We start from the raw sequence: 22,800 nt of genomic DNA, 5'->3' as shown, positions 1-22,800 counted from the left end.
CGAGACTGCAAAGTCAAAACAGGGCGAGACCCTTTGAAAGTAACTGACTTGAAAGAGCCGATCAGGAATGCGCCTGATCCCTAACGTTGAAACTAAGCGGAGGCCGAAGGCCGTCCGCTTGAGTGAAGTGTTAGGGCGATTTTGGTTTCGTTATCCGCGAACGCCCGCTTTGTTTTTGAAGCATACCGCACAGCATCAACGAGATGCAAAGCTAAACCGGCTTGCGCCACGCCACCCTAAAGAAAGGCAACAAGCACTGCAGCAAAGTAAAAGAACCTGGCTAGCTTTTTATTGGGAGAATCCGCTGATGCGAGGTGCAAACGGAAGCTGGATTTCGCCAGCGAACCGCTATTTCAAATTGCCGATGAAGCCCAAATCAATGTGAGCGGGCATGCCGAGCAGTGCCTTCACCCTAACGTTGAAACTAAGCGGAGGCCGAAGGCCGTCCGCTTGAGTGAAGTGTTAGGGCGATTTTGGTTTCGTTATCCGCGAACGCCCGCTTTGTTTTTGAAGCATACCGCACTGCATCAACGAGATGCAAAGCTAAACCGGCTTGCACCAAGCCACCCTAAAGAAAAGCAACAAGCACCACAGTAAAGAAAAATAACCTGGTTAGTTTTTTATTTGGATAAGCCGTTGGTGCGAGGTGCAAACGGAAGCTGGCTTTCGCCAGCGAACCGCCATTTCAAATTGCCGATGAAACCTAAACCAATGTGAGCGGGCATGCCGAGCAGTGCCTTCACCCTAACGTTTGAATTAACGGGCGGGCTTTAGCCCGTCCCGGTTGAATGAAGTGTTAGCCCGCATTCGCTTCTGAGTGACGATGCGCTTTATTGACAAGGATGCGCTGTAAAACCGCCAAGCCAATAATTGGAAGCACAGCGGCATATGTTCGATCGCCACGGAAAATAACTGATGCCACAAGGGCAAGTGCTGTAGCTGCGAGAAGCCAAAGTGATGCACGTAGTGCCACGTGACGTGGCGCCGATATAAGTGAGGCATACCCAGAATTGGTGAAAAGCATAGAAATGATGCCAACTCCAATCATGGTGGTGAAGATGGCGGCCTCTCTGAGCTGATCATAAAGCTTCAGAAACCACCATTGATGGAATTGGAATGCAGCCCCGCCCAATAAAAGATAAATATTTGCAGCGAGGACAAGCCGGTTAACTGGGCGGTGCTGAGGCAGAACGATTGCAAGTTGGATGAGGGACGCAACAGCAGCAAGCTGAAATGCTTCCTGCCACCGCTGATCAGTTGGTGCTCCACCCCAGAACGCATACGTTGCGAAAAGAGATAACGGGAAAAATTGTACGAGGGCAAAAATCCATTTGGACAAGAGAACGTCCTCCGGTTGTGGCTAACGTTTGAAGTAACGGGCCGGCATTAGCCGGTCCCGGTTGACTGAATTGTTAGCTTATTTATTGCTCACTTAAGCTGAGGCATTCCTTAGGTGGAGTAATCACAACGACATCAGGCGGTGACATACCGGTTGCGTCATCTAGAATTGATATTTCGCAGGTGTGCCTAAATGGTGTTTCTTGCTTTATCGAATATTTACCCCCTGCTTTAGGGGTAAAGCTTATTTCGTTGAAGCAGCCAAATACAACCCTAGTTGTAAAGTCGGACTTTAGCTCGGATGTTGTTATTCGTGAAACAAGGAACACCTGCTCGTCAGCCCTTAAGCGGGCGTCGACCGGTTTGATATACCCAACTTGCGCAAGTTGACCAAATTTCTTTCTTTCGGTGCAATTGGGTGTTTCATATACAAAGACCGTCGTTGAGGATGGGCTGGTTAGCCCAGTATGAGTAATCGTAATTATTGAATGAGAATCTGTTGGTTGCGGTTGCTCATATTTATGAGTTGCGCATCCAAGCGTAGATAAAATTGCAACGAGAGCTAGAGAGGAGATGCCTGTTTTTTTTGGGGACATGAAGATCATATTGCGCATTGATGGAGATATAGCAAGGTTGCTAACGTTTGAAATAAGCGGAGGCCGAAGGCCGTCCGCTTGATTGAAGTGTTAGGGCGGAGTCAAATCACCTTTTCGATGAAGAGCTTGACCAAGAACACCAGAATATAAGTGAACATACAAGACCAAGAAGCCCAGGTAAGAAACCGCCTACCAATTGAATAAAAATTGAGTCTTTAGATGAATGATTATGCAGAAGATTTGATAAATAGTTTACTACTACCGGCAACATGAGGCCGGTAATAAATCCAGCAATTGCGACATATAGCCACCGGAAGCGCTGTGTCTTTATAAGTAAGAGAGATACTGGCAGGCCGATGAACATTATAATGGAGAGTCCGCCAAGCCAAGCAATAAAAGCTGTGGCCAGTATCAATTTTATTGTTACTTCGTAGCTGGCAATAAGATCAATAACAATAAACACTATGGGTGGTATGAGCGATGCGACAAGTGCGGACTTGATGAGCCGTGCTAATAGTTGCATAAAGCCCTAACGTTTGAAATAAGCGGAGGCCGAAGGCCGTCCGCTTGATTGAAATGTTAGGGTTGCGATTTTTGATTTGCATGCGCCGCACGCAACCCCGAAACTTGAATACAACCACAGCAACACCAAAAAGAGCAACATGGCATACCGCATTGTTGGAAAAACCCACCCCGACAACGAAGCACTGCCAGCGAACCCAACTTCAACTAAACCACCGAGCCTTTTTTAGCTAATTACGACCACTACTATTCAGTTGCCAACCTGCCGCACGAAGTCGAAGCGAGGGTTGAAACCTGAAAAGAAGATTTACGACGGCAAAAAGATATTGCAACTGAACCACGAGACTGAGACAGCTAAACCACAACAAAATGGGCAACGAGACTGCAAAGCCAAAGCAGGGCAAAACTTTTTGAAAGCAACTGACTTGAAAGAGCCGATCAGGAATGCGCCTGATCCCTAACGTTTGAAATAAGCGGAGGCCGAAGGCCGTCCGCTTGATTGAAATGTTAGGGTTGCGACTTTTTATTTGCTTGCGCCGCACGCAACCCCGAAACTTGAATACAACCACAGCAACGCCAAAAAGAGAAACATCGCACACCGCATTGTTGGAAAAAACCACCCCGACAACGAAGTACTGCCAGGGAACCCAACTTCAACTAAACCACCGAGCCTTTTTTAGCTAATTACGACCACTACTATTCAGTTGCCAACCTGCCGCACCAAGTCGAAGCGAGGGTTGAAACCTGAAAAGAAGATTTACGACGGTAAAAAGATATTGCAACTGAACCACGATACTGAGACAGCTAAACCACAACAAAATGGGCAACGAGATTGCAAAGCCAAAGCAGGGAAAAACTTTTTGAAAGTAACTGACTTGAAAGAGCCGATCAGGAATGCGCCTGATCCCTAACGTTTGAGATAACGGGCCGGCTTTAGCCGGTCCCGGTTGAACGAAGTGTTAGGTGCTGACTTGTCCACTCGGTTGAATGTTCACTCTCTGTGAGAGTGCTAAGTAGATTGCATAAGCCACGTCACTATTTATGGTGTGCTTTTTATGTGGCTCCGCGATCACAAACAACCCTATTTCAGTTGGTGAGAAAGAGAAGTTTTTTGGAAGTTTGAGCTTCCGCTTTGCTGCGCCGTCAGATGAGTTGCACTGATCGCAGATGATAGTTTCTGGAAACCGTGGCTGTCGGTTTGAGCGCAACTCAATCGAGTGATCATGATGTTTGTGAAGCGGAGCCATCCAATCTTTGAACGCCTGTGGCTTTCCGGGAAATCTCGTTGTCCATCGAAGAATCTGAAATTTGGTTCGGCGGCAGGCTGGGCAAACCCAATTCGGGCCAACTTCTGCCCAGAGGCGGTGTGTATGAGCGCCTGTATATGCCAAAAACTCTTGCGGAGTAGGGATTCGGGAGCTCATCGGCACCTAACTATAAGTAGACACCCTAAAAGGTGAGATTAAAAGCTCACCTAAGTGGTGTGATTAAAAGCACCATCAGTGATGTGCTGAACCCTTGATGGCGTTGGCGCAGGTAGTTTGTTCGGCTATAACGGCTTTAGTACACCCTAACGCGGGGAGGAAACACACCATGTCGGAGCCCTCGCCAGCTACGCCACGCTTGCTTGATCAGGTGCGTGACCGCATTCGCGTCAAGCATTACAGCTTGCGCACAGAGCAAGCTTATCTTGATTGGATCAAACGATACATTTTGTTTCATGGTAAGCGGCATCCACGCGACATGGGCAAGACGGAGATCGAGGCGTTTCTGAGTCATCTGACGGTGGTTCGCAATGTCACTGCGTCAACGCAGAATCAGGCAAAGGCTGCTTTATTGTTTCTGTACCGTGAGGTACTGGTGCTTGAATTGCCATGGTTAAGCGAAGTGACGCAGGCCAAAGCGCCTTCGCGTTTGCCGGTCGTGCTCACGGTGGCCGAAACGCGCGCCTTGTTGAACGAAATGGATGGCACCTGGGGATTGGTCGCGCGTTTGTTGTATGGCAGTGGTTTGCGCTTGCTTGAATCATTGCGTTTGCGGGTGAAGGATATCGATTTCGCGCGCGGTGAGTTACTGATCCGGGAGGGCAAGGGTTTCAAGGATCGGGTCACCATGTTGCCGCAGTCTTTGGCGGGCGCATTGCAGCAGCATTTGGCCAGGGTCGAGCTATTGCATCGGGCCGATTTGCGGGATGGGTTTGGCGATGTGTATTTGCCTTATGCCTTGGCGCGCAAGTATCCGAATGCCGGGCGGCAGTGGGGCTGGCAGTACGTTTTTCCATCGGCGCGGCGCGGTGTGGATCCACGCAGCGGCGCAATTCGCCGGCATCATGCCGATGAAAAAGGCATGCAGCGGGCGATGCGGGCTGCGGTATTGCGCTTGGGATTTACCAAGTTGGCTACGCCACATACGCTACGGCATAGTTTTGCGACGCATTTGCTGGAGGCAGGGCAGGATATTCGCACCGTGCAAGAGCTGCTCGGTCATGCCAACGTCAAGACCACGATGATTTACACCCACGTATTGAATCGAGGTGGGCGTGGGGTGATCAGCCCGCTGGATTACTAGGCGCGCTAATAATGAGGGCCGGTTCCGCAGGAAGCCGGGCACAAAAAAGCCGGCACCCTGATTGGGTGGCCGGCTGTGGCCGGGATAAGCGGGTGCGCTTATTCCATCCGGTAGTTCGCGCCACCAGTATCTATGCGGGTTTCCGGTTTGCTAGGGAAAAACGGTGGGAAAAACGGTGGGAGTCAGAGCGAGAAAATCGCAAATCGCCTGTTTTCACCCACCCTTGCGGGCGATCTGCTCGGTGCGCTGATGACACGTCCGACACCTCTACGGGACAAAGGCGATTTGAAAAATATAGATAGATGTAGTTGCCCCCGGTTTCTGCCTGCCCGACTACAAAACCGGCCGTCATGCCGCTCGCATCAGCAACGCCCACCGGTAAGCCCTTTGTGATTGTCTAGGCCTATGAGGTGAACGGTTCACCGGTGCACCAGTTCACTAACCCCGCCGGCGGGTAGCTGGCGCGGTAACGGGGTCCGAATTACCCGTGCACCAGACCACCGGGAAGGACCCAAGCCCCGACCCGTTACCCGACCGCGATAGGCTTTGCCCATCGTGACCGACCGATTGGCCGACCGACCGATGAAGTGACCGAGCCGGATTAATGCCCCTAACTGGCGCGGGCTTGGGGTTCTGCGCCCCCCCAGTTCGTCCTATGTCACAGGGTCCCCCGGCTTTTTGCCCAACGCAGCAGCGCCAGACTTCGACACCCCCACCCCTTGACCGATGGTCGCCACCGCCCCTTCGAACAGATCAGCCCCAGCCCGGCCGGCAGGGATGGCGACAAAGCCGGCGTGCGTGGGCGTTTCGATTCGCAGGACGTGACAACCGGGATGAGCAAGCCGCCAGAAGTCGAACCGATCAACGATGGGCAGGGCGTGGGCGATGGCCAGGTGAACCAGTACCGTGAGGAAGTCGCCGCCCTGCTCCCGGAGTTGCCGTGCGATGTCCACCCGGCCCGCCTGATCGCACCCCAGCCGGTCGGCCATCTGCCTTACAAGCTCAAGCCGGAATGACCATTCGGCCGCCGTCAAATCTACCGCGCGTAAGGGATCCTGCGCGACCGTCCGCAGCACGCCTTTTCCCTGTATCCGCGTTTTTGTGGTGTCAGATGTGTCAGATGTGTCAGACCGTTGATTTATAAAGGGTTTTACCATGACGCGAGCAGTCTTGAACGTGTCAGACGTGTCAGGTTTTCCGACCCCGGCCGGCAGGACTGGCGCGTCCCTTATCCGCCGGGAAGCCGCATATTCATTGGTTAAATCAGCATGGCCCACCGGTTTCCCTTTTGCATCAGGCGTCATCATCGCCCCCGGTTTGCCACAGCGCCGGCGTGACCACATAGACCCTTGGCGACCCCATGCCGGGCAGGTGTTGCGTACGGGATGCCTTGCCGCTGGCGTCAGGCAACAACACGCCAAGATCGAGCAAAAGCCGGTTGGCGCGGCGAACGTCCAAGCCCTTGAGCACCTCGCTACCCCATGAGCCGGCCAGCACGTAATAAGTGGTTTCGCTGCGCTGGCTGCCGCTGGCCGTGCCGTCGCTGCATATGATTTCCGTCTTGCGGAAACCGCAGCGGGCAAGCGTTTTCGGGCCGTGCTCATCAATCACGGCATCGTCGCGATCCCATCGGGTAAAGCGGGCCTCGCCGTGCTGCTCGAAAAACAACCGCACGCGACGCAATATCTGCCGGTCCTCTTCATTGCCGCCGCCGCCACGATGTTGCAACCAGTCGCCGTACAGCGCCCCGGCCGCATCCCATGCGGCGCGCGCTGGCCAGCCGGTCAGGCCCGCCGTGGTCGCCGCTTCCCCGGCGTACGCAACCAGCGCGAAATAGCGTGCGGCGTGGGTTGCCTGTCCCGATGCCTTGGCCGGGATGAACGCCTCAGCAAACGATGCAGCCGCCTGCTCGATCTCACGCCGCAGCGTGTCGCCATCCATTGCCGCCAGCGATTCGAGCCACGCAAACCCGATGACGCCGTGTTGCTGATCGGCGGCTTGCGCGATGGCACCGCACAAGGCCGGATGATCGGCAAAGCCGTGCAGTTCATCAAAGGCACCGTGGCGGCGTTCGGCGCTCACATGCAGCAGTCGGGCCAACTGGCCGGCGTTGACCGGCACGCCGTGCGTGCTCAGGTAGTCGGCTACCGAATGCTCGCCGTTCGACAGTACGAAGCAGCGCCAGCGCGTCATCGCCCGCAAACCGCCATCAGCCCGCCCCCGGCTCTTGCCTTGGCCCTGACTGAGCATGTAGACCACGGCCGCCACGTCGGATGCCTTGGCGCGGCCGATCTCATCCAGAATCAGCGGCAGGTCGTTATGGGCTTCGAGCTGGGCTTCTGCCCCGGTGGCGGTGGTTTGCCACGATTTCTCATAACGGCTGGGTGAACCGAATACCGATGCCGCCACCCGACAAGCGACGCTCTTGCCGTTCTTCGACGGCCCGGCGATATGGAAGCCGCCCGAATCCATGCCGAAGAACGCCATCAGCGGCCCGGCCAGCGCCGCGCCCAGCGTCAGCAGCATGATCGGATTGCCGACCGCATAGCGGGCCACGCCATCGCGCCAGCCATCCAGCGTACCCGCCAATGCCATTTCAGCCGCCGCGCCGCCGTGATAGATCAGCATTTCCTTGCTGTCGCCGATCACCCGGTCAGGCAGAACAAAGGCCGAACCGTTCCAGCCGGTACGCGGCACCAACCGGGCGCGGGGGGCATCAACGCCGGTTTGCAGGTATTGCAGCATCAGTTTTTTCAGGTCGGCCGCGTACGAGAACCACAAGCCTTGTTCCGCCAGCTCTTCAAGTACCCGTGACGACTGATCGGATAATAGCTTGGCGCGGGGGATGAGGTGATCCTTGGGCGTGCCGTCCAAATCTTGCAGATGCACCAGCACCGACCAGCCGGCCCCGTCCTGATTGCGCACCTGAGCAACGATGCGCAGCGGGCCGCACAGCTTGCGTGGGTCGCTATCCTCGTCGGGGCGGTAGTACACGCCGTCGGCCTTGGTGATAAAGCGATCAAAGCCGCTTGGGACGGCCTTGGTGGCGGGCTTGGCCTTGGGCTTGCCGCTGGGCGTGGCGGACGCCGCAGGGGCTGTAGGGGCCGCAGCCGCATCGGTCGCCGGCGTATTGATCGGCGGCACTGCATCGGGGTTTTTCAAATGATTGAGGTCGGCACTCATGCTTCGCCCCCGTTCATCACATCCAGCCAGTCTTGCCCGACTTCACCGGGAACCAGTACACGAACGCTTCGCCCCTCGGCAATCAAGCGACCGGCGAGGGTTTCGGCAGCCTGTTCGCCTGCGCCGTTTTCGTCGCGGTCGGCAAAGATAAACACATCCGTGACTTCGGCCGGCAAGATGGCATGCGCCACGCCATGCGCCGACAGCCCGGCCCAGACCGGCAGGCCATTGGCGCAATGCACCGCCAGCGCCGTCTCGATGCCTTCGGCAATCGCCAGCCGTGGCCCTGCCGGAAACAAGCGCACCGCCGCGCCCTTGCTGATGCCGCTGGGGCTGCCCCATTTCTTCACGCTGGGCACGTCGGCCTTGTGGCCATCGTCGGTCAGGTAGGTTTTATGCAGTGCCACTGGTTCGCCCGATGGCGCTTGCACCGCCGCCAGCATCGCCGGGAACGTGCCCAGCAGCACCGGATGGCCGTTTGTTGCGTGCCAGTACGGCAAGGCGGGGTGATGGCGCAGCGCCTTGGGGTAGCGATCCAGCGTCAAGCCACGCCCGGCCAGATAGCGCCCGACCGCAGAATCAGCGCAGACCGGGGCAGCAGCACGCCACAGCGCGGCATTGTCGGTACGAGCCTTGCCCCATAGCCGTTGCTGTTCGGCATCCTCGGCGGCCTTGCGCCGGGCCAGTTCGGCCGGGTCGATGGCGATAGCCGTCACCGCCGCACCGCCCAAGTAATCAGAAACGAAACGCGCCGCGCCGATAAAGTCGCAACGCAGCCAATCGGCCAGAAGGTGGAAACCATCGCCCCCGTCCGGGCGATGCTTGTTGCAGACGAAGCAGCCGCGCCCGTCGCGGTCGGTGAAGCGGAAGCGATCCTTGCCGCCGCAGATCGGGCAGGGGCAATGCCGTTTGCCCAAGTGGTGGGCCTCAATGCCGGCCGCTTGCAGGATCGCCGGCCAGCGGTCGCGGGCCAGGTCTTTCAGGGTATTGAGGTCGAGACGTTCAGCCATGGCGGCCACCGTTCGTGGTTTTTTGGGCGTAGCCGGGTCTACCGGCCTCGATGGAGGTCGTTATCATGGGTTGATTCCTGATCGGTTTAGTAGCGGGGGCGGCGGGCGGCGGCGCGTTGCGGCCGGGTCGAGCGCGTGCGGCTCAAACCGGCGATGGCAGCGGTAATCCGGTCACGCGTGGCGCGGGTCAGCAATGCGGCATTGCGGGCGGGTTTACGCATGGCGATCTCCGGTAAGGACAGATTCCCGAAGGCAGTCGATATCGTTATGGGCGTTTTCCAGCGCCTGCCGAACCACAACGCCGATGCTGCGCATATGTTTGCCGGCGTCATCCGGCAGCGCCTCAAGTGCCGCCAGCAGCGGAAGCACATCCTCAATCGACGCCATCGACAGCGCCGCCATATCCACAAACTCCGCCGTCAGCACGACGGCGCGCGATTCAGGCTTGGCCATGTTGCACCTCGCTGCCATCGGGCAAGGTCAGCGCGGCGACGGGTTCGCCGGCGTGGGTGAGAACAGCGGCAAAGGATGTAAACGCGTGCGTGGTGAACGCACGAAGGGCGGTGTTTGGCATGGTGGCCTCCGATTCGGGTAAAGGCCCGCCAATCGACGCCAATCGAGGGTGGCAGGCACGTAGCAGGGTTGGCGTACCGGTGAATCGAAAACCGGCGCGTGCGAGCACGCCCCCACTACGGCCCGCCATAAACTGGACGCACCAATAGTGGTACACGGACGTAAAAAAGCCGCCTTGCTGGCGGTTGTCCGCCGATTCAATCGGGACGCCAATCCCGGTCGCGCTATTGAACGCGACGCAGTGAGTATCACGCGATGCAATGGTCAGCGCAAGTGCAAGTGAACGATTGTTCCGAATGGCGAACCGGGCAAATTTATGCGAATACGTCTCATTATTATCGACTGCTCGGCTGGCCAATCCGTGCGGTGGCGCGGTCGTGGCGGTCATGGTGCAGTCCCGGTGGGTTTGGCTTGATTCAGCCAGGCATGCAGTCGCTGGCTGGCGGCATAGTGCAGAATCCCCAGCGCGACGTCTTTATCTCCTTGCGCAGCGATCAAGGCCGCTTTGTAAGCGCGTTCGCCATTGATAACGGCTACGGCATCCGCGTAGTGGATGGCTTCACCAGTCGGCAGGCTGGCCATCAATTCGGTAACGGTCATTGCTGGCTCTCCTTTGCGGGGCCACGGGCGGCGATGCGCTCGCCGATCCAAGCGTCGATTTCGGACGACACCCAAGCAACGCTGTTGCCGCCCAGCCGCACCGGTGCCGGAAACGTGCCGGCCGCGATGGCGGCGTAGATCGAGCTACGAGACAGCGCAGTGCGTTTGTTGACCTCAGGCAGGCGAAGCAGGGATGCGCCGGGGGCTATGGTGGGGGCGGTCATTGCTCGCCCCCGTGCTCAGTGGTGCGGCTGGCGATGAATGCCGCCACGTCGGCGCGACGGTAAAACACTTTGCCGTTGCGCTTGATGTACGCCGGGCCGCTGCCACGGCAACGCCAGGTCGCAAGGGTGGACGTGGTGACGCCGATTTCGACGGCGGCGGCGGTGGGGGTGAGGTCAGCCGGAAGCGGGTGGACTCGTTGCATTACGTATGGCTCCAAAGGGATTAGCAACGGAACCAAGGCTATGGATCGAAACGGAACTAAACCGACGGTTTACTTCCGCTTCTTTGTTCTTTCATGCTGACAATCGAACGGATGTAGCGGGCGGTGCATCCGAACTGCTGCGCAAGTATCGACGTCGTCTCACGCGCGGCTTTCCCGGATGCGATCAGCGCGGCGCGTTTCGCCATCACGTCGGTAGGATTGACCTTCGCATGGCGGCCGCGCTTGTTCCCATGCTCTTGCTTGGCGTTGGTTTGGTTTTGCTGGCGGCGTCGCTCAATGACGCCGTTCGCCTGTTCGGCGCGCTTCATTTGCCGGTCGGCCTCTTCGGTGGCAGACCTGCCCGCAGCAATGGCGATCCAGCGTTGCGGACTGGCCGCCTCAGACAGAAGCGCCGCCGCCGTGGCGTCAAATTGATGCGCGCGGTAATAGTCGGCGAGCGCGGGATAATAGGCGTCGGCCGATTCTCTGCGCCATGCATTCAGGGAGTCGGCGTAGTAGCGTCGCAGCCTCGGCAGGCCGCCATCGCCATCCATGTAGTGAGTGCGCAAGCGTTGCTCCGCCAGTGCCGGGCGAAACTCGCCGAGCCATTCCGCCGCCAGCCAACCGCCGTGCATGACCCAGCCGCCGGGGTTACTGGCATCGGATGGGTCGCCGTCGTGGTCGAACTCGTAGCAGGCCGTCGCCAATGTATTGAGCCAGCCCCAGGCCATGCCCAGCGCGCGCAGCGCGATAAACTGGCTATCCGTCAGTGACGCCAAGGCCATCCGCCGGCGGCTGCCGATGCGCCGGGTAACGCTGGCAATCTTGATGATGCGCTCGGCACCGCTGCGCGCCTGTTCGTCGCAATGCTGCGCGATCGCATGGCCGCAAGAGGCAATGGCGAAAGCCAGCCGACCCAGCCAGCGGGGCGGCGGCGGCAAGTCGCCGTAGAAGTCGTCGCAGTAACGCGGCAGCCATTGGGCAAGCAGGCCGTGTGCTTGTTCGGCAGTATCAAGCATGGCGTCGAGCTGCGCGCCAAGCTCAGCCACGACGACAAACGCAGCGCCCCGGAGACTGTCGAAATGGGCAGAGTCATCAAGCGGGCTGGCGCGTCGGTTGGCGTTGGCAATCCACCGGGGGTCAACGCGCTGCGCCGGCGTAATCCGGTCGAACGGAAAATCGCCGAACAGGTCCGGCAACACAAGACGGTAGACGGAATCCCGCCGCTTCAATGACGACATGCGCGGCCCCTCGGACGCATCCCCCTGATTGGAAGTAGCCCGGTCAGGCGGCGAGGGTTCCGCTTTTCGATTGGCCGATCTAGGCCGGGCTGGCGCTGATTGTACGCGCCGGGGCTGGGGGAAGAGGCGGGAAGCTGGCACCAGCACCGGGGGCGCTTGATCGGTCGGGCTGGCGGCGGGCTGGGTGAGCCGCAGCCGGGTAGCGATGGCAGACGGGCCGGACGCAAGGGGCATCCCTGCTTGCCTTTTTGTATCCTGTATTCTACGATCGTTCCATGAAGACCATCCTCACTACCGACATTTTCGATGCTTGGCTGGCCGGACTACGGGATAAGCAGGCCGCGCGCAGAATCCATATGCGGATTGACCGGGCCGAAGACGGCAACTTCGGCGACTGCGAACCGGTCGGTGAAGGCGTGGCAGAAATGCGTATTCACTACGGGCCGGGTTATCGGGTGTACTTCGCGCAGCGCGGCATGGAAATCGTGATTCTGCTGGCGGGCGGGGATAAATCCACCCAGCCCAAGGACATCAAAACCGCGCTTGAGCTGGCGCGGCAACTGTAGGAGGCCATATGGCAACCATCAAACTACGTAAGTGGGACAGCGCCGAGCACCTCAAAACTGAGGAAGACATGCTGATGTATCTCGACGCCTGCTTGGAAGAAGCCGGCGATGATGCCGCTTTCATTGCCAAGGCGCTCGGCACTATCGCCCGCGCGCGCGGCATGACCCAGCTCGCCAAGGACACCGGTCTCGGCCGAGAAAGCCTATATAAAGCGCTGTCCGGCGAGGGAAACCCTAGCTTTGCAACCATCCTGAAGGTAACGCGGGCACTGGGCATCTCGTTGCACGCGCAGGCACGGCCGGCAGGCTAAGGCGTGGCGGCCGTTGCTGGCTGGCGGGTCAGCGGCTACCGCCAAAGAGCAGCGCCGCCGCGATCTTGAAGAGCGCGCCCCACAGCAGGAACAAACCGACCAGCGCGAGCGCCGACAACAAGCCGCCCAGCGTGGCACCCAAGGCCGCAAGCCACGCCGGCGGGTCGGTCAGTAGCCAAAGCATCGCCGCGACCAGCGGCGCTATCCACAGCAGTTCGCGGGGCGGCACATGATTGCCGGGGCGCGCTCGGGTCGGTCGGGATGGTGTTTTCATGCCGGGCCTCATCATGCCGTCGTGGTTTCAGGGGGAGTCTCATCGTGCGACACGGCCGCACCGGGTGCAACGTCCGGCGACATCGGTCATGGCGAAATGGTGGGCGGTGAGTTTCTACCGTTCATCTGGATTGGTATTAAATTATTGTCGAAAATCGCGCTGATCGGGCGGGCAGGGGAAAGGCCATTCGCGGCCGGTTTTTGCTGCCTTGCGGGGGTGATCGCCAAGCGCCAAAACCAAGAATCAAGCATTAACGCGGGTTTGCGCGGTAACGGCGTCGCCACGTCCTGACACCCATGACACCGGATGACACGTTCGGTGTCAGAGAAAACCCCTTGTAAATCAACGTCCTGACACCTCTGACACTTCTGACACCACAAAAACGCCGGGGGCGATGGCGGCAAAAGTGCGAAAAATCCGAACTGGTATTAAAGCTTCCTGGTCGCCGCGTGGCTGTTTCCGTGCTGGCATGGTCTTACTTTATTTTTTGATACGCCTATATCCCGTAGAGGTGTCAAGGGTGTCATTTTGCCGACCGATCAGCCGAGCTTGCGGAACGTTGCCGCGATGACGGTCTGCTCGTTCACGGTGTTATCCAGAAAGTCCGCCCACGCTTGCAGCATTTCGAGCCGCTGTGTTTTGTACTGCGCATGAGCGTAGACGCCGGCAATGCCGGGGATGGCGTGGCTCAATGCCGCTTCGACTACTTCGGATGGATGGCCTTGTTCGCGTAGCTGGGTGCTGACCGTGTGTCGGTGGTCGTGGATGACGTAATCATCAATCTTGCCGGCAATAAGCGCGGCCTCGTGTGGCCCGTCCAGGTTGTCGCCTTTCATGGGCTGAGTCGGCTTGGTTCGCGCTGGCAAAACCCACTCGCTGCCGTTGCCCAGTCGTTGCAGCTCCGACAGCATTTCGACGGCCTGCCGGGGTAGAAATACGCGGTGCTCTTTCTTGCCTTTCATGCGGTTAGCGGGAATGAGCCATTCGCTAGAATCAAAATCAAACTCACGCCAACCGGCCCCGCACAGCTCGTTTTTCCGTAGGCCAAGCATCAGCAATAGATGCAGCGCCAGTTTGTAGCCTCGATAACAATCCGACTGGTGCAGCCCAATCAGATAGCGGCGAATCTCCAAGGTGGACAACCAGCGCGACCGCTGGCCCCGCTTGCCGACGCGCGCCGCGTTGATTTGGCGTGCCGGGTTGACCTTGCACCAGTCGTGCTCTATCGCGTAATCAAATACCCGTTGCGCCCATCCCCGCGCATGTAGGGCGGTCGGCGTGCCGCTACCCTCGCGCACGCTTGCGAGAAGGTTGCGCAACATCGGGGTATCAATGTCGTCTAGTGCCAGATCGGCCAGCTTGGGCAGTAGGTGCAGGCGGACAGGTAGCCAGCCTTTTCCCGGGTTTTTCCAATTACGGTTTACCCATTCGGATTTATATCGGTCGGCAGCTTCCCCGAAGGTCATTCGCTGCGCTTGGGCGGCGACATCTTGCGCTTTTACTAGCTCGGCTTCTACATCCTCGACGCTTTTACCTGTGATCAGTAGTGCGCGCGCATGGTCGTGTGCCAGCAGATCGCCGGGTTTCTGTCCCAGTTCTGCCAGCCGGCGCGCCGCCATCAGCAGCTTGTGAGCTTCGGCGAGCGAGATAGCCGGGTATTTGCCAAGCGTGCGCTTGCAGCGCTTGCCGCCCGCGACGAAATCACAGAGCCACGACTTGCCGCCCGTTGCCCGAATCATCAGAAACAACCCGTCGCCATCGGACAGGGTGTAATCGCTGATCTTGGGTTTTGCCTTTCGGCATTGCAGATCGGTCAGTGCCATGAGTCCCACCGTTTTTTTGTGTTCATCAGTGGGATTCTAAAACGGTGGGAGTACCGGTGGGAATTTTTCCCGGCTTCTGTAGTTGCTGCCCGGACATGTGAGGACAATAAAAAACCCCGCGACCTAGTAACGGTGCGGGGTTTGTTGGTGTTTCTGGCCCCGTCAGGACGGCGCTGGAACGTGGGGGTTACTCCATCCGGTAGTTCGGTGCTTCCTTGGTGATCTGCACGTCATGCACGTGCGATTCGCGGATGCCCGACGAGGTGATTTCGACGAATTCAGCCTTGGTGTGAACGTCGTTGATCGTGGCGCAGCCGAGATAACCCATCGATGAGCGCAGGCCACCCATTAGCTGGTGGACGATCGCGGTCAGCGGACCCTTGTACGGCACACGGCCTTCGATGCCTTCCGGGACCAGCTTGTCGGCATTGTTGACGTTGTCCTGGAAATAACGGTCGGACGAGCCGTTGCTGCCGGCCATGGCGCCGAGCGAACCCATGCCGCGATAGCTCTTGTAGCTGCGACCCTGGTACAACTCGACTTCACCCGGTGCTTCTTCGGTACCGGCGAACAGACCGCCGAGCATGACGCAGCTGGCGCCGGCGGCGATGGCTTTGGAGATGTCACCCGAGAAGCGGATGCCGCCATCGGCGATCAGCGGGATGCCATGTTTGGCCAGTGCGTCGGCCACATTAGCAACGGCGGTGATTTGCGGCACGCCAACACCGGCAACAATCCGCGTGGTGCAGATCGAGCCCGGGCCGATACCGACCTTGACCGCATCGGCGCCGGCTTCAACCAGTGCCAGCGCGGCGGCAGCGGTGGCGATATTGCCGCCAATCACCTGCACTTGCGGGTAGTTCTGCTTGACCCAGCGAACCCGGTCGATCACGCCCTGACTGTGGCCGTGCGCGGTATCGACCACGATGACATCAACGCCGGCTTCCGCCAGCAGCGCCACGCGCTCGTCGGTGCCTTCACCGACGCCAACCGCAGCGCCAACACGCAGACGACCTTGCTCGTCCTTGGCGGCGAGCGGATGTTCGCTGGTCTTGATGATGTCCTTAACGGTGATCAGACCCTTGAGCTTGAAGCTGTCGTCAACCACAAGCACGCGTTCAAGACGGTGTTCGTGCATCAGATGGCGGGCTTCGTCGATGCTGGCGCCTTCCTTGACGGTGATCAGTCGCTCTTTCGGGGTCATGATCGAGCTGACCGGTACGTCCAGACGCGATTCAAACCGAATGTCGCGGTTGGTGACGATGCCGACGACAAAGCCTTGTGCGTCGAGCACCGGCAGGCCGGAAATCTTGTGCTGCTGCGTCAGCGCAAGCACGTCGCGCACCAGCATGTCAGGGCGGACGGTGATCGGATCCTTGACGATGCCCGATTCGTAACGCTTGACCTTGGACACTTCGAACGCCTGCGCTTTGGGCGTCATGTTCTTGTGCACGATGCCCATGCCCCCTTCCTGCGCCATGGCGATGGCGAGGCGCGCTTCGGTCACGGTGTCCATGGCGGCGGACAGTAGTGGCAGATTCAGGCGAATGGTGCGGGTGAGCTGGGTAGTAAGACTGACATCGCGCGGCATCACGGTGGAGTGAGCCGGAACGAGGAGGACGTCGTCGAAAGTGAGGGCTTTCTGAACGATGCGCATGGTGGGCGAAATCCTTTGCACGCAAAAGCAGATTATACCGAAAGTTCCGTTTACGGCGAGTGTGATTACCTCACCGTCATTCGCCGCAAGGGGCTGACGCAGCGTGCCTTGCGCAGGTTACAATCGGTGGCGATTGAAAAAAACAATCGGGATGAGGTTGAAACTATGGGCTTGGCAATGCGCTACTGGCGCACCGGATTTCTGCTGATCTTCGTTGCTTGCGTGGCAATGATCGGTTTTGCGATGTACCACCAGATCTACAACTGGGTGATGCCTTGCCTGATGTGTGTCTATCAGCGGCTGGCGATTCTCTTCATAGGCGTACTGGCGTTGTTGGCTGCGGTATGGCGGCCGGAACGGCGTAGTAGCGTGAAACTTGTCGGCGGCCTGATCATTCTGGCCGCCTCGGCCGGTGCAGTCGCGGCCATCTGGAATCTGCGGCTGCAATACGGCCCGGTTGATCCCGGCATCAGCTGCGCCGCGGCCTTGCCTTTTCCTATCGATCTGAATCGTTGGCCCGCGTGGCTGGGCGCCTTGATTCGGCCGGTGGGCGATTGCTCGGCGGTGGATTTCAAGCTGTTCGGCGTCTCCATGCCGGTCTGGGTGCTTCTCACTTGCCTCGGTTTGATCGCGGTGACGGTTTCGCTGTGCTCGGCGCGTCTTGCCGAGATCGGGCGAGGTCGCTGGCGATGACACTGACCGAGTTTCGCTACATCGTTGCGGTCGCGCGCGAGCGCCACTTCGGCCGCGCCGCCGCCAGTTGTTTTGTCTCGCAGCCGACGCTGTCGGTGGCGGTGAAAAAACTCGAAGACGAGCTCGGTGTGACGCTGTTCGAGCGCGCCGCCGGTGAAGTCACGCTGACGCCCAATGGCGAGCGCATCGTCGAACAGGCGCAGCGCGTGCTCGAAGAGGTGCAGGTCATCAGGCAGCTGGCCGAGCAGGGCAAGGACCCGCTGGCCGGGCCGTTGCGCCTTGGCATCATTTATACAATCAGCCCCTATTTGTTGCCGCATCTGATTCCGGATCTGCGCGAACGTGCGCCACAGATGCAAATCCTGCTGGAAGAAAACTACACCGGCCGTCTGGCCGAAATGCTCAAGCAGGGCGAAATCGACGTGGCGATCGTGGCCGAGCCGTTTCACGAGGCCGGTATTGCTACCTTGCCGGTGTATGACGAGCCCTTCGTGGTGGCCACGCCCAAGGGCCACCCATGGGAGGTGCTGACATCGATCGATTCGGACCAGCTGGCCGAAGAGAACGTGCTGCTGTTGTCACCGGGAAACTGCTTCCGCGATCACGTACTGCAAACCTGCCCCGATCTGAATCGCGAGAGTCTGCCGGCGAGCAGTTTGCAGCGAACCTTGCAGGGCTCGTCGTTGACGACGATCCGGCACATGGTTGCTGGCGGCATCGGTGTCACGGTGCTACCGGCGACATCGGTGTCGCGCGCCGACGATAGCCTGTTGAGTATCCGCCCGTTCAGCGCGCCGGTGCCGACGCGCCGGGTGGTGCTGGCGTGGCGCAAGAATTTTCCGCGTGCGGCGGCGATTGAGGCCGTGCGCCAGGCGATCCTGGCCAGTGATCTGCCGGCGGTGACCTTGCTGGCCGATCCCGCGCAGCACTGATCTGCCCGAATTGATTGTAATGAACAGGCCGAACGCATCGCGTTCGGCCTTCCTGTGTCTGGAGTGCTCATGTCTGCCCCTGTTGTTATCGTTGGCGCCGGCCTTGCCGGCTACAACCTCGCGCGTGAATGGCGCAAGCTCGACGCCGAAACACCGCTGGTGATCATCGCCCGCGATGCCGCCGATTACTATTCCAAGCCCATGCTTTCCAATGCGCTAGCCAGCAAGAAAACGCCAGAAACGCTGGTGATGAAGCCGATGGCGAAAATGGCCGAAGAACTCAGGGCGACCCTGCTTGCGCATACCGAGCTGGTGTCGATCGATACGGCGGCCCGCTCGCTGAGTCTGGGCAATGGCGACACGCTGGTTTATCGCGATCTGGTGCTGGCACTGGGGGCCGATCCGGTTCGTCTGCGGCTGGAGGGCGATGCGGTGGATGAGGTCATGTCGGTCAACGATCTGGATGATTACGCGCGCTTTGCCGGCCGGCTTGATGGCGTTGAGCGCGTGGCGATTCTCGGTGCCGGTTTGATCGGTTGCGAGTTCGCCAATGATCTGATCGCACGCGGTATTGCGCCCATCCTGATTGATCCGGCCGCCGCGCTGCTGTCGCGGCTGTTGCCGCGGCAGGCTGGCGAAATGCTCGCGGCGCGGCTGACCGATGCGGGAGTGACGTTCCGCTGTGGCGCCGCGGCGCAAAAAATCGAGCGTAGCGGCAATGCTTACGCCGTGGTGCTGGATACCGGCGAGCGCATTGCCGCGGATCTGGTGTTGTCGGCGGTCGGCCTGCGCCCGCGCACGGCGCTGGCGCAGGCGGCCGGGCTTGAGGTCGCGCGTGGCATCGTGCTGGACCGGAACTTGCAGTCGTCGGCGCCGCATGTGTATGCGATGGGTGATTGCGCCGAAGTCGCCGGGCTGAATCTGCCCTTTGTCATGCCGATTATGCAGCAGGCGCGTGCACTGGCCGCGACGCTGGCCGGCACGGTGACGCCGGTGCGCTATCCGGCGATGCCGGTACTGGTGAAAACCCCGTCGTGCCCGACCATCGTGGCGCCGCCCTTGCAGGGTGAGGGCGAATGGCAGATAGAGCCGGTTGAAGCCGGTTTGATCGCGCGTTATGTCGGTGCCGATGGTGCGCTGATCGGTTTTGCCCTGCTGGGTACGGCCACCAAGGAGCGTCAGGCGCTGGTATCGCAATTGCCGCCCTGGCTGGCCTGAGCGGCTCGCAGGCCCGGTCTTCGCCTCAGTCCTGATTCAGGGCCGGGGCAATCACCGGGTTGATGCCGAGCTGGCGCAGTTTTTTCGCCGCCGCATCCGCTTCATGACGGGTTTTGAACGGGCCGATCTGCACGCGAGTTTCCAGGTAGGCCGGCACGCCGGCCGCTTGCAATTTGCGCAACAGCTTTTCCGCATTCTCCGAATGCAAAAATACCCCGGCCTGAACGCTGTAACCGTCGGCGCGTTTGACGATGCTGGCCGGTGCGAGGGGCTCGGGCGCTGCCGGCGGCGTCTTTGGCGGCGCCTTGGTTGCCGCGACGGCTGGAGCGGCAAGGGAAAGCGTTGCTGCGGGCGCGATCGGTGCGGTCTGGGTGGGTTTCGCTTGGGGCGTCTCTGTCGGCGCGGCTGCGGGTTTGGGTTCCTTGCGGGGCAAGTTGCCGATGGCTTGTTGCGCCGGAACGCTGGCAACGGCGCTGGCTTCGGGCGTGCTAATGATGGCTTCGTCGGGGGTAGATGCTGCAACAGATGCGCTGGCGGTGACGGGTGCGCTGGCGATCGGGCTGGGCAAGGCGATCTGCGGCGTTGGTGGCAGCATCGAACGCTTGGGGTGATCCAGCAGCTGCAGGGCACCGACAACCAGGCCGATCAGCGCGACCGCAACGCCCAGGCGCCAATAAAGCTGGGTACGCAGCTTCTGCTGCGCGCGCTGCTCATCAATCGGATCTGGGGCGCTGTTGGCGTCCCGCTGCGGAGTGTCGCTCATGGTCAGCAAGGCAGTACAAGCCAAACGGCTTGATTTTGTTATAATACTTGGCTGTCCTGCCACAGATTTGGGCTGGAAGCGGTTTAAGTCCTGCTTGAGGCTAGCCGATTTCCGCCAGCAGTGTAAACCAGACCAAAATAAATTTGTCTCTTAAACGAAACCACCGGAGTTTGCCCCATGGCTATTGAACGCACCCTGTCGATTGTGAAACCGGACGCTGTTGCCAAGAACGTAATCGGCAAAATCTACGACCGCTTCGAATCGGCTGGCCTCAAGGTTGTTGCCGCCAAGATGAAACAACTGTCGCGCGCCGAAGCCGAAGGCTTCTACGCCGTGCACAAGGAACGCCCTTTCTTCAATGATCTGGTGTCGTTCATGATTTCCGGCCCGGTGATGATCCAGGCGCTGGAAGGCGAAGGCGCCATCCTCAAGAACCGTGACCTGATGGGCGCAACCGATCCGAAGAAGGCCGACGCAGGCACCATCCGCGCCGATTTCGCCGATTCGATCGATGCCAACGCCGTTCACGGCTCCGATTCGGCTGAAAACGCCGCAATCGAAATCGCCTACTTCTTCGCTTCCAGCGAAGTGTACGGCCGCTAAGGAAAGCTGAGATGTCGGTCAATTTGCTCGATTACGATGCGCAAGCGCTTGCCGAACTGATGGTGAAGTACGGCGAAAAGCCGTTCCGCGCCAAACAGTTGCTCAAATGGGTGCACCAGCGCGGGGTATCGGATTTCGAGCAGATGACCGATATCGCCAAGAGTTTCCGCACCAGGCTGGCCGCCGACGCGGCGGTGACGATTCCTGGCTTACTCTCCGAGCAATTGGCCAGCGACGGCACCGCCAAATGGCTGCTGGACGTCGGTACCGGCAACGGGATCGAAACCGTGTTCATCCCCGAGGATGACCGCGGTACATTGTGCGTCTCCAGCCAGGTCGGCTGTGCGCTCGATTGCGGTTTTTGCTCGACCGCCAAGCAGGGTTTCAACCGCAACCTCACCACCGGCGAAATCATCGGCCAGTTGTGGTGGGCCAACAACCGGCTTTCGCCCGAGCAGGCGCGCATTGGCGCGCCGCTGGAAGAGGGCGGCCGGATTGTCTCGAACGTGGTGATGATGGGCATGGGCGAGCCGCTGGCCAACTTCGACAATGTCGTGGCCGCGTTGCGCTTGATGCTCGACGACAATGCTTACGGCCTGAGCCGTCGCCGTGTGACGCTGTCGACTTCGGGTCTGGTGCCGGCGATGGATCGTTTGCGCGACGCCTGTCCGGTGGCGCTGGCGGTGAGTCTGCATGCGCCGAACGATGCGATCCGCGATCAGATCGTACCGATCAACAAGAAATACCCGCTGAAAGAACTGCTGGCCGCCTGTAACCGTTATCTGGAAAAGGCGCCGCGCGATTTCATCACTTTCGAATACGTCATGCTCGAGGGCGTGAACGATCAGCCTGAGCATGCCCGTCAGCTTGCCCTGCTGCTGCGCGATGTGCCGTGCAAGCTCAACCTGATTCCCTGGAATCCGTTCCCGGGTGCGGACTACAAGCGATCGAGCCGGGATGCTATCCTCGCCTTCCGGGATATCGTGATCGACGCCGGTTATATCGTGACGGTGAGAAAAACCCGTGGCGATGATATCGACGCCGCCTGCGGCCAGTTGGCCGGTCAGGTCAAGGACAAGACCCGCCGCATTGAGAAGCATGCAGCCGAGATTCGTCCGATCACGTTTCGATCGTAATTCGAGGAAGAGATGAGTCTGCGTTCGTTCGTACTGTTGTGTGTGATCCTGGTGACGAGTGGCGCGGGCTTGGCAGCAAGCCAGGATGACTCGCCGGATCGTCGGGCCAATATTCGCACCCAGCTGGCCGCAGAATATTTCCGGCTTGGCCGTTATGGTGTGGCGATCGACGAGGCCAACAACGCTATTTCGGCCGACAGTAAATATTCACCGGCGTACACGATGCTTGGGCTGATCTACTCGGCACTCAAGGACGACGCCAAGGCCAAGCAGAATTTTGCCGAAGCGTTGCGGCTTTCGCCGGACGATTCGGATGCCAATCATAATTACGGCTGGTTCCTGTGTGAACATGGCCAGATGCCGGAAGGGCTGGCTTACTACGAGCGTGCGCTGACCAATCCGCTGTACGCGACGCCGGACAAAACGCTGATCAATGCCGGCCAGTGCGCCTTGAAAGGCGACGATATGGCGGGCGCCAAGCGCTATTTCGAGCGGGCCTTGCAGTACCGTGCGAACAATGCACAAGCCAGCTACCAGTTGGCCGAGCTGGGTTTGAAGTCGCGTGATTACGTGATGGCCAAGCGTTATGCGCTGGCGCTGCAGAAAACCACGCCGGCTAGCGCCACGCTGACCTGGCTGAACCTGCGCATCGAGCGCGGTCTTGGCAATAGCGATGGCGTAAGCCGTTATGCGCAGGAACTGCGCAAGAAATATCCCGATTCGCTGGAAACGACCAAACTGGCCGCCGGCCAATACGATAATTAAG

General features: G+C 59.3%; 25 protein-coding genes. 11 read left to right on the top strand and 14 right to left on the bottom strand.

The window, feature by feature from the left end; genetic code table 11:
• Positions 1 to 67 precede the first annotated feature (67 nt).
• Complete coding sequence (locus tag JLC71_RS07215; protein WP_200918069.1) at positions 68 to 385, top strand: hypothetical protein; 318 nt, start codon at positions 68 to 70, stop codon at positions 383 to 385.
• A gap of 411 nt (positions 386 to 796) precedes the next feature.
• Here the strand turns inward: JLC71_RS07215 and JLC71_RS07210 are convergent, their stop codons facing one another.
• Positions 797 to 1,339 carry a hypothetical protein gene (locus JLC71_RS07210; RefSeq protein ID WP_200918068.1) on the bottom strand — a complete coding sequence of 181 codons (543 nt, stop codon included), beginning with the start codon at positions 1,337 to 1,339 and terminating at the stop codon, positions 797 to 799.
• Positions 1,340 to 4,079: 2,740 nt separating this feature from the next.
• On the opposite strand from JLC71_RS07210, the gene JLC71_RS07205 reads away from it, so the two are divergent.
• On the top strand, positions 4,080 to 5,024 hold the full coding sequence (locus JLC71_RS07205; RefSeq protein ID WP_491523249.1) for an integron integrase: 945 nt from the start codon (positions 4,080 to 4,082) through the stop codon (positions 5,022 to 5,024).
• Between the two features lie 719 nt (positions 5,025 to 5,743).
• Positions 5,744 to 6,040: a hypothetical protein gene (locus tag JLC71_RS07200; protein ID WP_200918067.1), complete on the top strand. Its 297-nt coding sequence runs from the start codon at positions 5,744 to 5,746 to the stop codon at positions 6,038 to 6,040.
• A gap of 277 nt (positions 6,041 to 6,317) precedes the next feature.
• Here JLC71_RS07200 and JLC71_RS07195 read toward each other — a convergent pair whose 3' ends face one another.
• From JLC71_RS07195 to JLC71_RS07160, 9 genes are all read right to left on the bottom strand, one after another.
• Entirely contained in the window at positions 6,318 to 8,207 is a 1,890-nt protein-coding gene (locus JLC71_RS07195) for a DUF927 domain-containing protein (protein WP_200918066.1), read from the bottom strand.
• Positions 8,204 to 9,217 (bottom strand): DUF7146 domain-containing protein, encoded by a 1,014-nt coding sequence (locus JLC71_RS07190; RefSeq protein ID WP_200918065.1) that lies wholly within the window; start codon positions 9,215 to 9,217, stop codon positions 8,204 to 8,206. Before JLC71_RS07190 ends, JLC71_RS07195 begins: the two co-directional genes overlap by 4 nt.
• Positions 9,218 to 9,303: 86 nt before the next feature.
• Positions 9,304 to 9,438, bottom strand: a complete 135-nt coding sequence (locus tag JLC71_RS16590; RefSeq protein WP_255517415.1) for a hypothetical protein — start codon at positions 9,436 to 9,438, stop codon at positions 9,304 to 9,306.
• Complete coding sequence (locus JLC71_RS07185; RefSeq protein ID WP_200918064.1) at positions 9,431 to 9,670, bottom strand: hypothetical protein; 240 nt, start codon at positions 9,668 to 9,670, stop codon at positions 9,431 to 9,433. The genes JLC71_RS16590 and JLC71_RS07185 overlap by 8 nt, the downstream gene beginning before the upstream one ends.
• The gene (locus tag JLC71_RS07180; RefSeq protein WP_200918063.1) at positions 9,657 to 10,178 is read right to left on the bottom strand and encodes a hypothetical protein; all 522 of its coding nucleotides are present in this window, start codon (positions 10,176 to 10,178) and stop codon (positions 9,657 to 9,659) included. The genes JLC71_RS07185 and JLC71_RS07180 overlap by 14 nt, the downstream gene beginning before the upstream one ends.
• On the bottom strand, positions 10,175 to 10,390 hold the full coding sequence (locus JLC71_RS07175) for a hypothetical protein (RefSeq protein ID WP_200918062.1): 216 nt from the start codon (positions 10,388 to 10,390) through the stop codon (positions 10,175 to 10,177). The genes JLC71_RS07180 and JLC71_RS07175 overlap by 4 nt, the downstream gene beginning before the upstream one ends.
• Positions 10,387 to 10,614: a helix-turn-helix transcriptional regulator gene (locus tag JLC71_RS07170; RefSeq protein WP_200918061.1), complete on the bottom strand. Its 228-nt coding sequence runs from the start codon at positions 10,612 to 10,614 to the stop codon at positions 10,387 to 10,389. The genes JLC71_RS07175 and JLC71_RS07170 overlap by 4 nt, the downstream gene beginning before the upstream one ends.
• Positions 10,611 to 10,817 carry a helix-turn-helix domain-containing protein gene (locus JLC71_RS07165; RefSeq protein ID WP_200918060.1) on the bottom strand — a complete coding sequence of 69 codons (207 nt, stop codon included), beginning with the start codon at positions 10,815 to 10,817 and terminating at the stop codon, positions 10,611 to 10,613. Before JLC71_RS07165 ends, JLC71_RS07170 begins: the two co-directional genes overlap by 4 nt.
• Positions 10,818 to 10,873: 56 nt before the next feature.
• Positions 10,874 to 12,058, bottom strand: a complete 1,185-nt coding sequence (locus JLC71_RS07160; RefSeq protein WP_200918059.1) for a hypothetical protein — start codon at positions 12,056 to 12,058, stop codon at positions 10,874 to 10,876.
• Positions 12,059 to 12,333: 275 nt separating this feature from the next.
• Between JLC71_RS07160 and JLC71_RS07155 the strand changes: the two genes are divergently transcribed.
• Both JLC71_RS07155 and JLC71_RS07150 read left to right on the top strand, forming a co-directional pair.
• Positions 12,334 to 12,624: a type II toxin-antitoxin system RelE/ParE family toxin gene (locus tag JLC71_RS07155; protein WP_200918058.1), complete on the top strand. Its 291-nt coding sequence runs from the start codon at positions 12,334 to 12,336 to the stop codon at positions 12,622 to 12,624.
• 8 nt (positions 12,625 to 12,632) lie between these two features.
• Positions 12,633 to 12,935, top strand: coding sequence for an addiction module antidote protein (locus tag JLC71_RS07150; protein WP_236251013.1), 303 nt, complete (start codon positions 12,633 to 12,635; stop codon positions 12,933 to 12,935).
• Between the two features lie 28 nt (positions 12,936 to 12,963).
• Here JLC71_RS07150 and JLC71_RS07145 read toward each other — a convergent pair whose 3' ends face one another.
• The 3 genes from JLC71_RS07145 to guaB all read right to left on the bottom strand — a co-directional run bounded on the left by JLC71_RS07145 (position 12,964) and on the right by guaB (position 16,689).
• Positions 12,964 to 13,209 (bottom strand): hypothetical protein, encoded by a 246-nt coding sequence (locus JLC71_RS07145; RefSeq protein WP_200918057.1) that lies wholly within the window; start codon positions 13,207 to 13,209, stop codon positions 12,964 to 12,966.
• A gap of 539 nt (positions 13,210 to 13,748) precedes the next feature.
• Positions 13,749 to 15,032 (bottom strand): tyrosine-type recombinase/integrase, encoded by a 1,284-nt coding sequence (locus JLC71_RS07140; RefSeq protein ID WP_200918056.1) that lies wholly within the window; start codon positions 15,030 to 15,032, stop codon positions 13,749 to 13,751.
• Between the two features lie 187 nt (positions 15,033 to 15,219).
• Positions 15,220 to 16,689, bottom strand: a complete 1,470-nt coding sequence (gene guaB, locus JLC71_RS07135) for an IMP dehydrogenase (RefSeq protein ID WP_200918055.1) — start codon at positions 16,687 to 16,689, stop codon at positions 15,220 to 15,222.
• Between guaB and JLC71_RS07130 the strand changes: the two genes are divergently transcribed.
• The 3 genes from JLC71_RS07130 to JLC71_RS07120 all read left to right on the top strand — a co-directional run bounded on the left by JLC71_RS07130 (position 16,633) and on the right by JLC71_RS07120 (position 19,532).
• Positions 16,633 to 17,382, top strand: a complete 750-nt coding sequence (locus JLC71_RS07130; protein ID WP_200918054.1) for a disulfide bond formation protein B — start codon at positions 16,633 to 16,635, stop codon at positions 17,380 to 17,382. The genes guaB and JLC71_RS07130 overlap by 57 nt on opposite strands.
• A complete protein-coding gene (locus tag JLC71_RS07125; RefSeq protein ID WP_200918053.1) occupies positions 17,379 to 18,314 on the top strand; it encodes a hydrogen peroxide-inducible genes activator in 936 nt (311 codons plus the stop codon). The genes JLC71_RS07130 and JLC71_RS07125 overlap by 4 nt, the downstream gene beginning before the upstream one ends.
• A gap of 69 nt (positions 18,315 to 18,383) precedes the next feature.
• The gene (locus JLC71_RS07120; protein WP_200918052.1) at positions 18,384 to 19,532 is read left to right on the top strand and encodes an NAD(P)/FAD-dependent oxidoreductase; all 1,149 of its coding nucleotides are present in this window, start codon (positions 18,384 to 18,386) and stop codon (positions 19,530 to 19,532) included.
• A gap of 25 nt (positions 19,533 to 19,557) precedes the next feature.
• Here the strand turns inward: JLC71_RS07120 and JLC71_RS16625 are convergent, their stop codons facing one another.
• Positions 19,558 to 20,295, bottom strand: a complete 738-nt coding sequence (locus JLC71_RS16625; protein WP_200918051.1) for an SPOR domain-containing protein — start codon at positions 20,293 to 20,295, stop codon at positions 19,558 to 19,560.
• A 177-nt stretch (positions 20,296 to 20,472) separates the two neighbouring features.
• On the opposite strand from JLC71_RS16625, the gene ndk reads away from it, so the two are divergent.
• Genes ndk through pilW form a run of 3 tightly spaced genes read left to right on the top strand, consistent with a single transcriptional unit; the run spans position 20,473 to position 22,799 of the window.
• Positions 20,473 to 20,898 (top strand): nucleoside-diphosphate kinase, encoded by a 426-nt coding sequence (gene ndk / locus JLC71_RS07110; RefSeq protein WP_200918050.1) that lies wholly within the window; start codon positions 20,473 to 20,475, stop codon positions 20,896 to 20,898.
• An 11-nt stretch (positions 20,899 to 20,909) separates the two neighbouring features.
• Positions 20,910 to 22,034 carry a dual-specificity RNA methyltransferase RlmN gene (gene rlmN, locus JLC71_RS07105; RefSeq protein ID WP_200918049.1) on the top strand — a complete coding sequence of 375 codons (1,125 nt, stop codon included), beginning with the start codon at positions 20,910 to 20,912 and terminating at the stop codon, positions 22,032 to 22,034.
• 12 nt (positions 22,035 to 22,046) lie between these two features.
• Positions 22,047 to 22,799: a type IV pilus biogenesis/stability protein PilW gene (gene pilW / locus JLC71_RS07100; protein ID WP_200918048.1), complete on the top strand. Its 753-nt coding sequence runs from the start codon at positions 22,047 to 22,049 to the stop codon at positions 22,797 to 22,799.
• Position 22,800 lies beyond the last annotated feature (1 nt).

Source organism: Jeongeupia sp. HS-3 (assembly GCF_015140455.1).
GTDB lineage: Bacteria > Pseudomonadota > Gammaproteobacteria > Burkholderiales > Chitinibacteraceae > Jeongeupia.
This window is presented reverse-complemented; position numbering and strand designations above follow the sequence as displayed.

Bases quoted from the DNA above. Each gene is read 5' to 3' on its own strand.
- JLC71_RS07215 (WP_200918069.1), top strand. From the start codon at position 68: ATGCGCCTGATCCCTAACGTTGAAACTAAGCGGAGGCCGAAGGCCGTC.
- JLC71_RS07195 (WP_200918066.1), bottom strand. From the start codon at position 8,207: ATGAGTGCCGACCTCAATCATTTGAAAAACCCCGATGCAGTGCCGCCG.
- JLC71_RS07190 (WP_200918065.1), bottom strand. From the start codon at position 9,217: ATGGCTGAACGTCTCGACCTCAATACCCTGAAAGACCTGGCCCGCGAC.
- JLC71_RS16590 (WP_255517415.1), bottom strand. From the start codon at position 9,438: ATGCGTAAACCCGCCCGCAATGCCGCATTGCTGACCCGCGCCACGCGT.
- JLC71_RS07185 (WP_200918064.1), bottom strand. From the start codon at position 9,670: ATGGCCAAGCCTGAATCGCGCGCCGTCGTGCTGACGGCGGAGTTTGTG.
- JLC71_RS07180 (WP_200918063.1), bottom strand. From the start codon at position 10,178: ATGACCGCCACGACCGCGCCACCGCACGGATTGGCCAGCCGAGCAGTC.
- JLC71_RS07175 (WP_200918062.1), bottom strand. From the start codon at position 10,390: ATGACCGTTACCGAATTGATGGCCAGCCTGCCGACTGGTGAAGCCATC.
- JLC71_RS07170 (WP_200918061.1), bottom strand. From the start codon at position 10,614: ATGACCGCCCCCACCATAGCCCCCGGCGCATCCCTGCTTCGCCTGCCT.
- JLC71_RS07165 (WP_200918060.1), bottom strand. From the start codon at position 10,817: ATGCAACGAGTCCACCCGCTTCCGGCTGACCTCACCCCCACCGCCGCC.
- JLC71_RS07160 (WP_200918059.1), bottom strand. From the start codon at position 12,058: ATGTCGTCATTGAAGCGGCGGGATTCCGTCTACCGTCTTGTGTTGCCG.
- JLC71_RS07155 (WP_200918058.1), top strand. From the start codon at position 12,334: ATGAAGACCATCCTCACTACCGACATTTTCGATGCTTGGCTGGCCGGA.
- JLC71_RS07150 (WP_236251013.1), top strand. From the start codon at position 12,633: ATGGCAACCATCAAACTACGTAAGTGGGACAGCGCCGAGCACCTCAAA.
- JLC71_RS07145 (WP_200918057.1), bottom strand. From the start codon at position 13,209: ATGAAAACACCATCCCGACCGACCCGAGCGCGCCCCGGCAATCATGTG.
- JLC71_RS07140 (WP_200918056.1), bottom strand. From the start codon at position 15,032: ATGGCACTGACCGATCTGCAATGCCGAAAGGCAAAACCCAAGATCAGC.
- guaB (WP_200918055.1), bottom strand. From the start codon at position 16,689: ATGCGCATCGTTCAGAAAGCCCTCACTTTCGACGACGTCCTCCTCGTT.
- JLC71_RS07125 (WP_200918053.1), top strand. From the start codon at position 17,379: ATGACACTGACCGAGTTTCGCTACATCGTTGCGGTCGCGCGCGAGCGC.
- JLC71_RS07120 (WP_200918052.1), top strand. From the start codon at position 18,384: ATGTCTGCCCCTGTTGTTATCGTTGGCGCCGGCCTTGCCGGCTACAAC.
- JLC71_RS16625 (WP_200918051.1), bottom strand. From the start codon at position 20,295: ATGAGCGACACTCCGCAGCGGGACGCCAACAGCGCCCCAGATCCGATT.
- ndk (WP_200918050.1), top strand. From the start codon at position 20,473: ATGGCTATTGAACGCACCCTGTCGATTGTGAAACCGGACGCTGTTGCC.
- rlmN (WP_200918049.1), top strand. From the start codon at position 20,910: ATGTCGGTCAATTTGCTCGATTACGATGCGCAAGCGCTTGCCGAACTG.
- pilW (WP_200918048.1), top strand. From the start codon at position 22,047: ATGAGTCTGCGTTCGTTCGTACTGTTGTGTGTGATCCTGGTGACGAGT.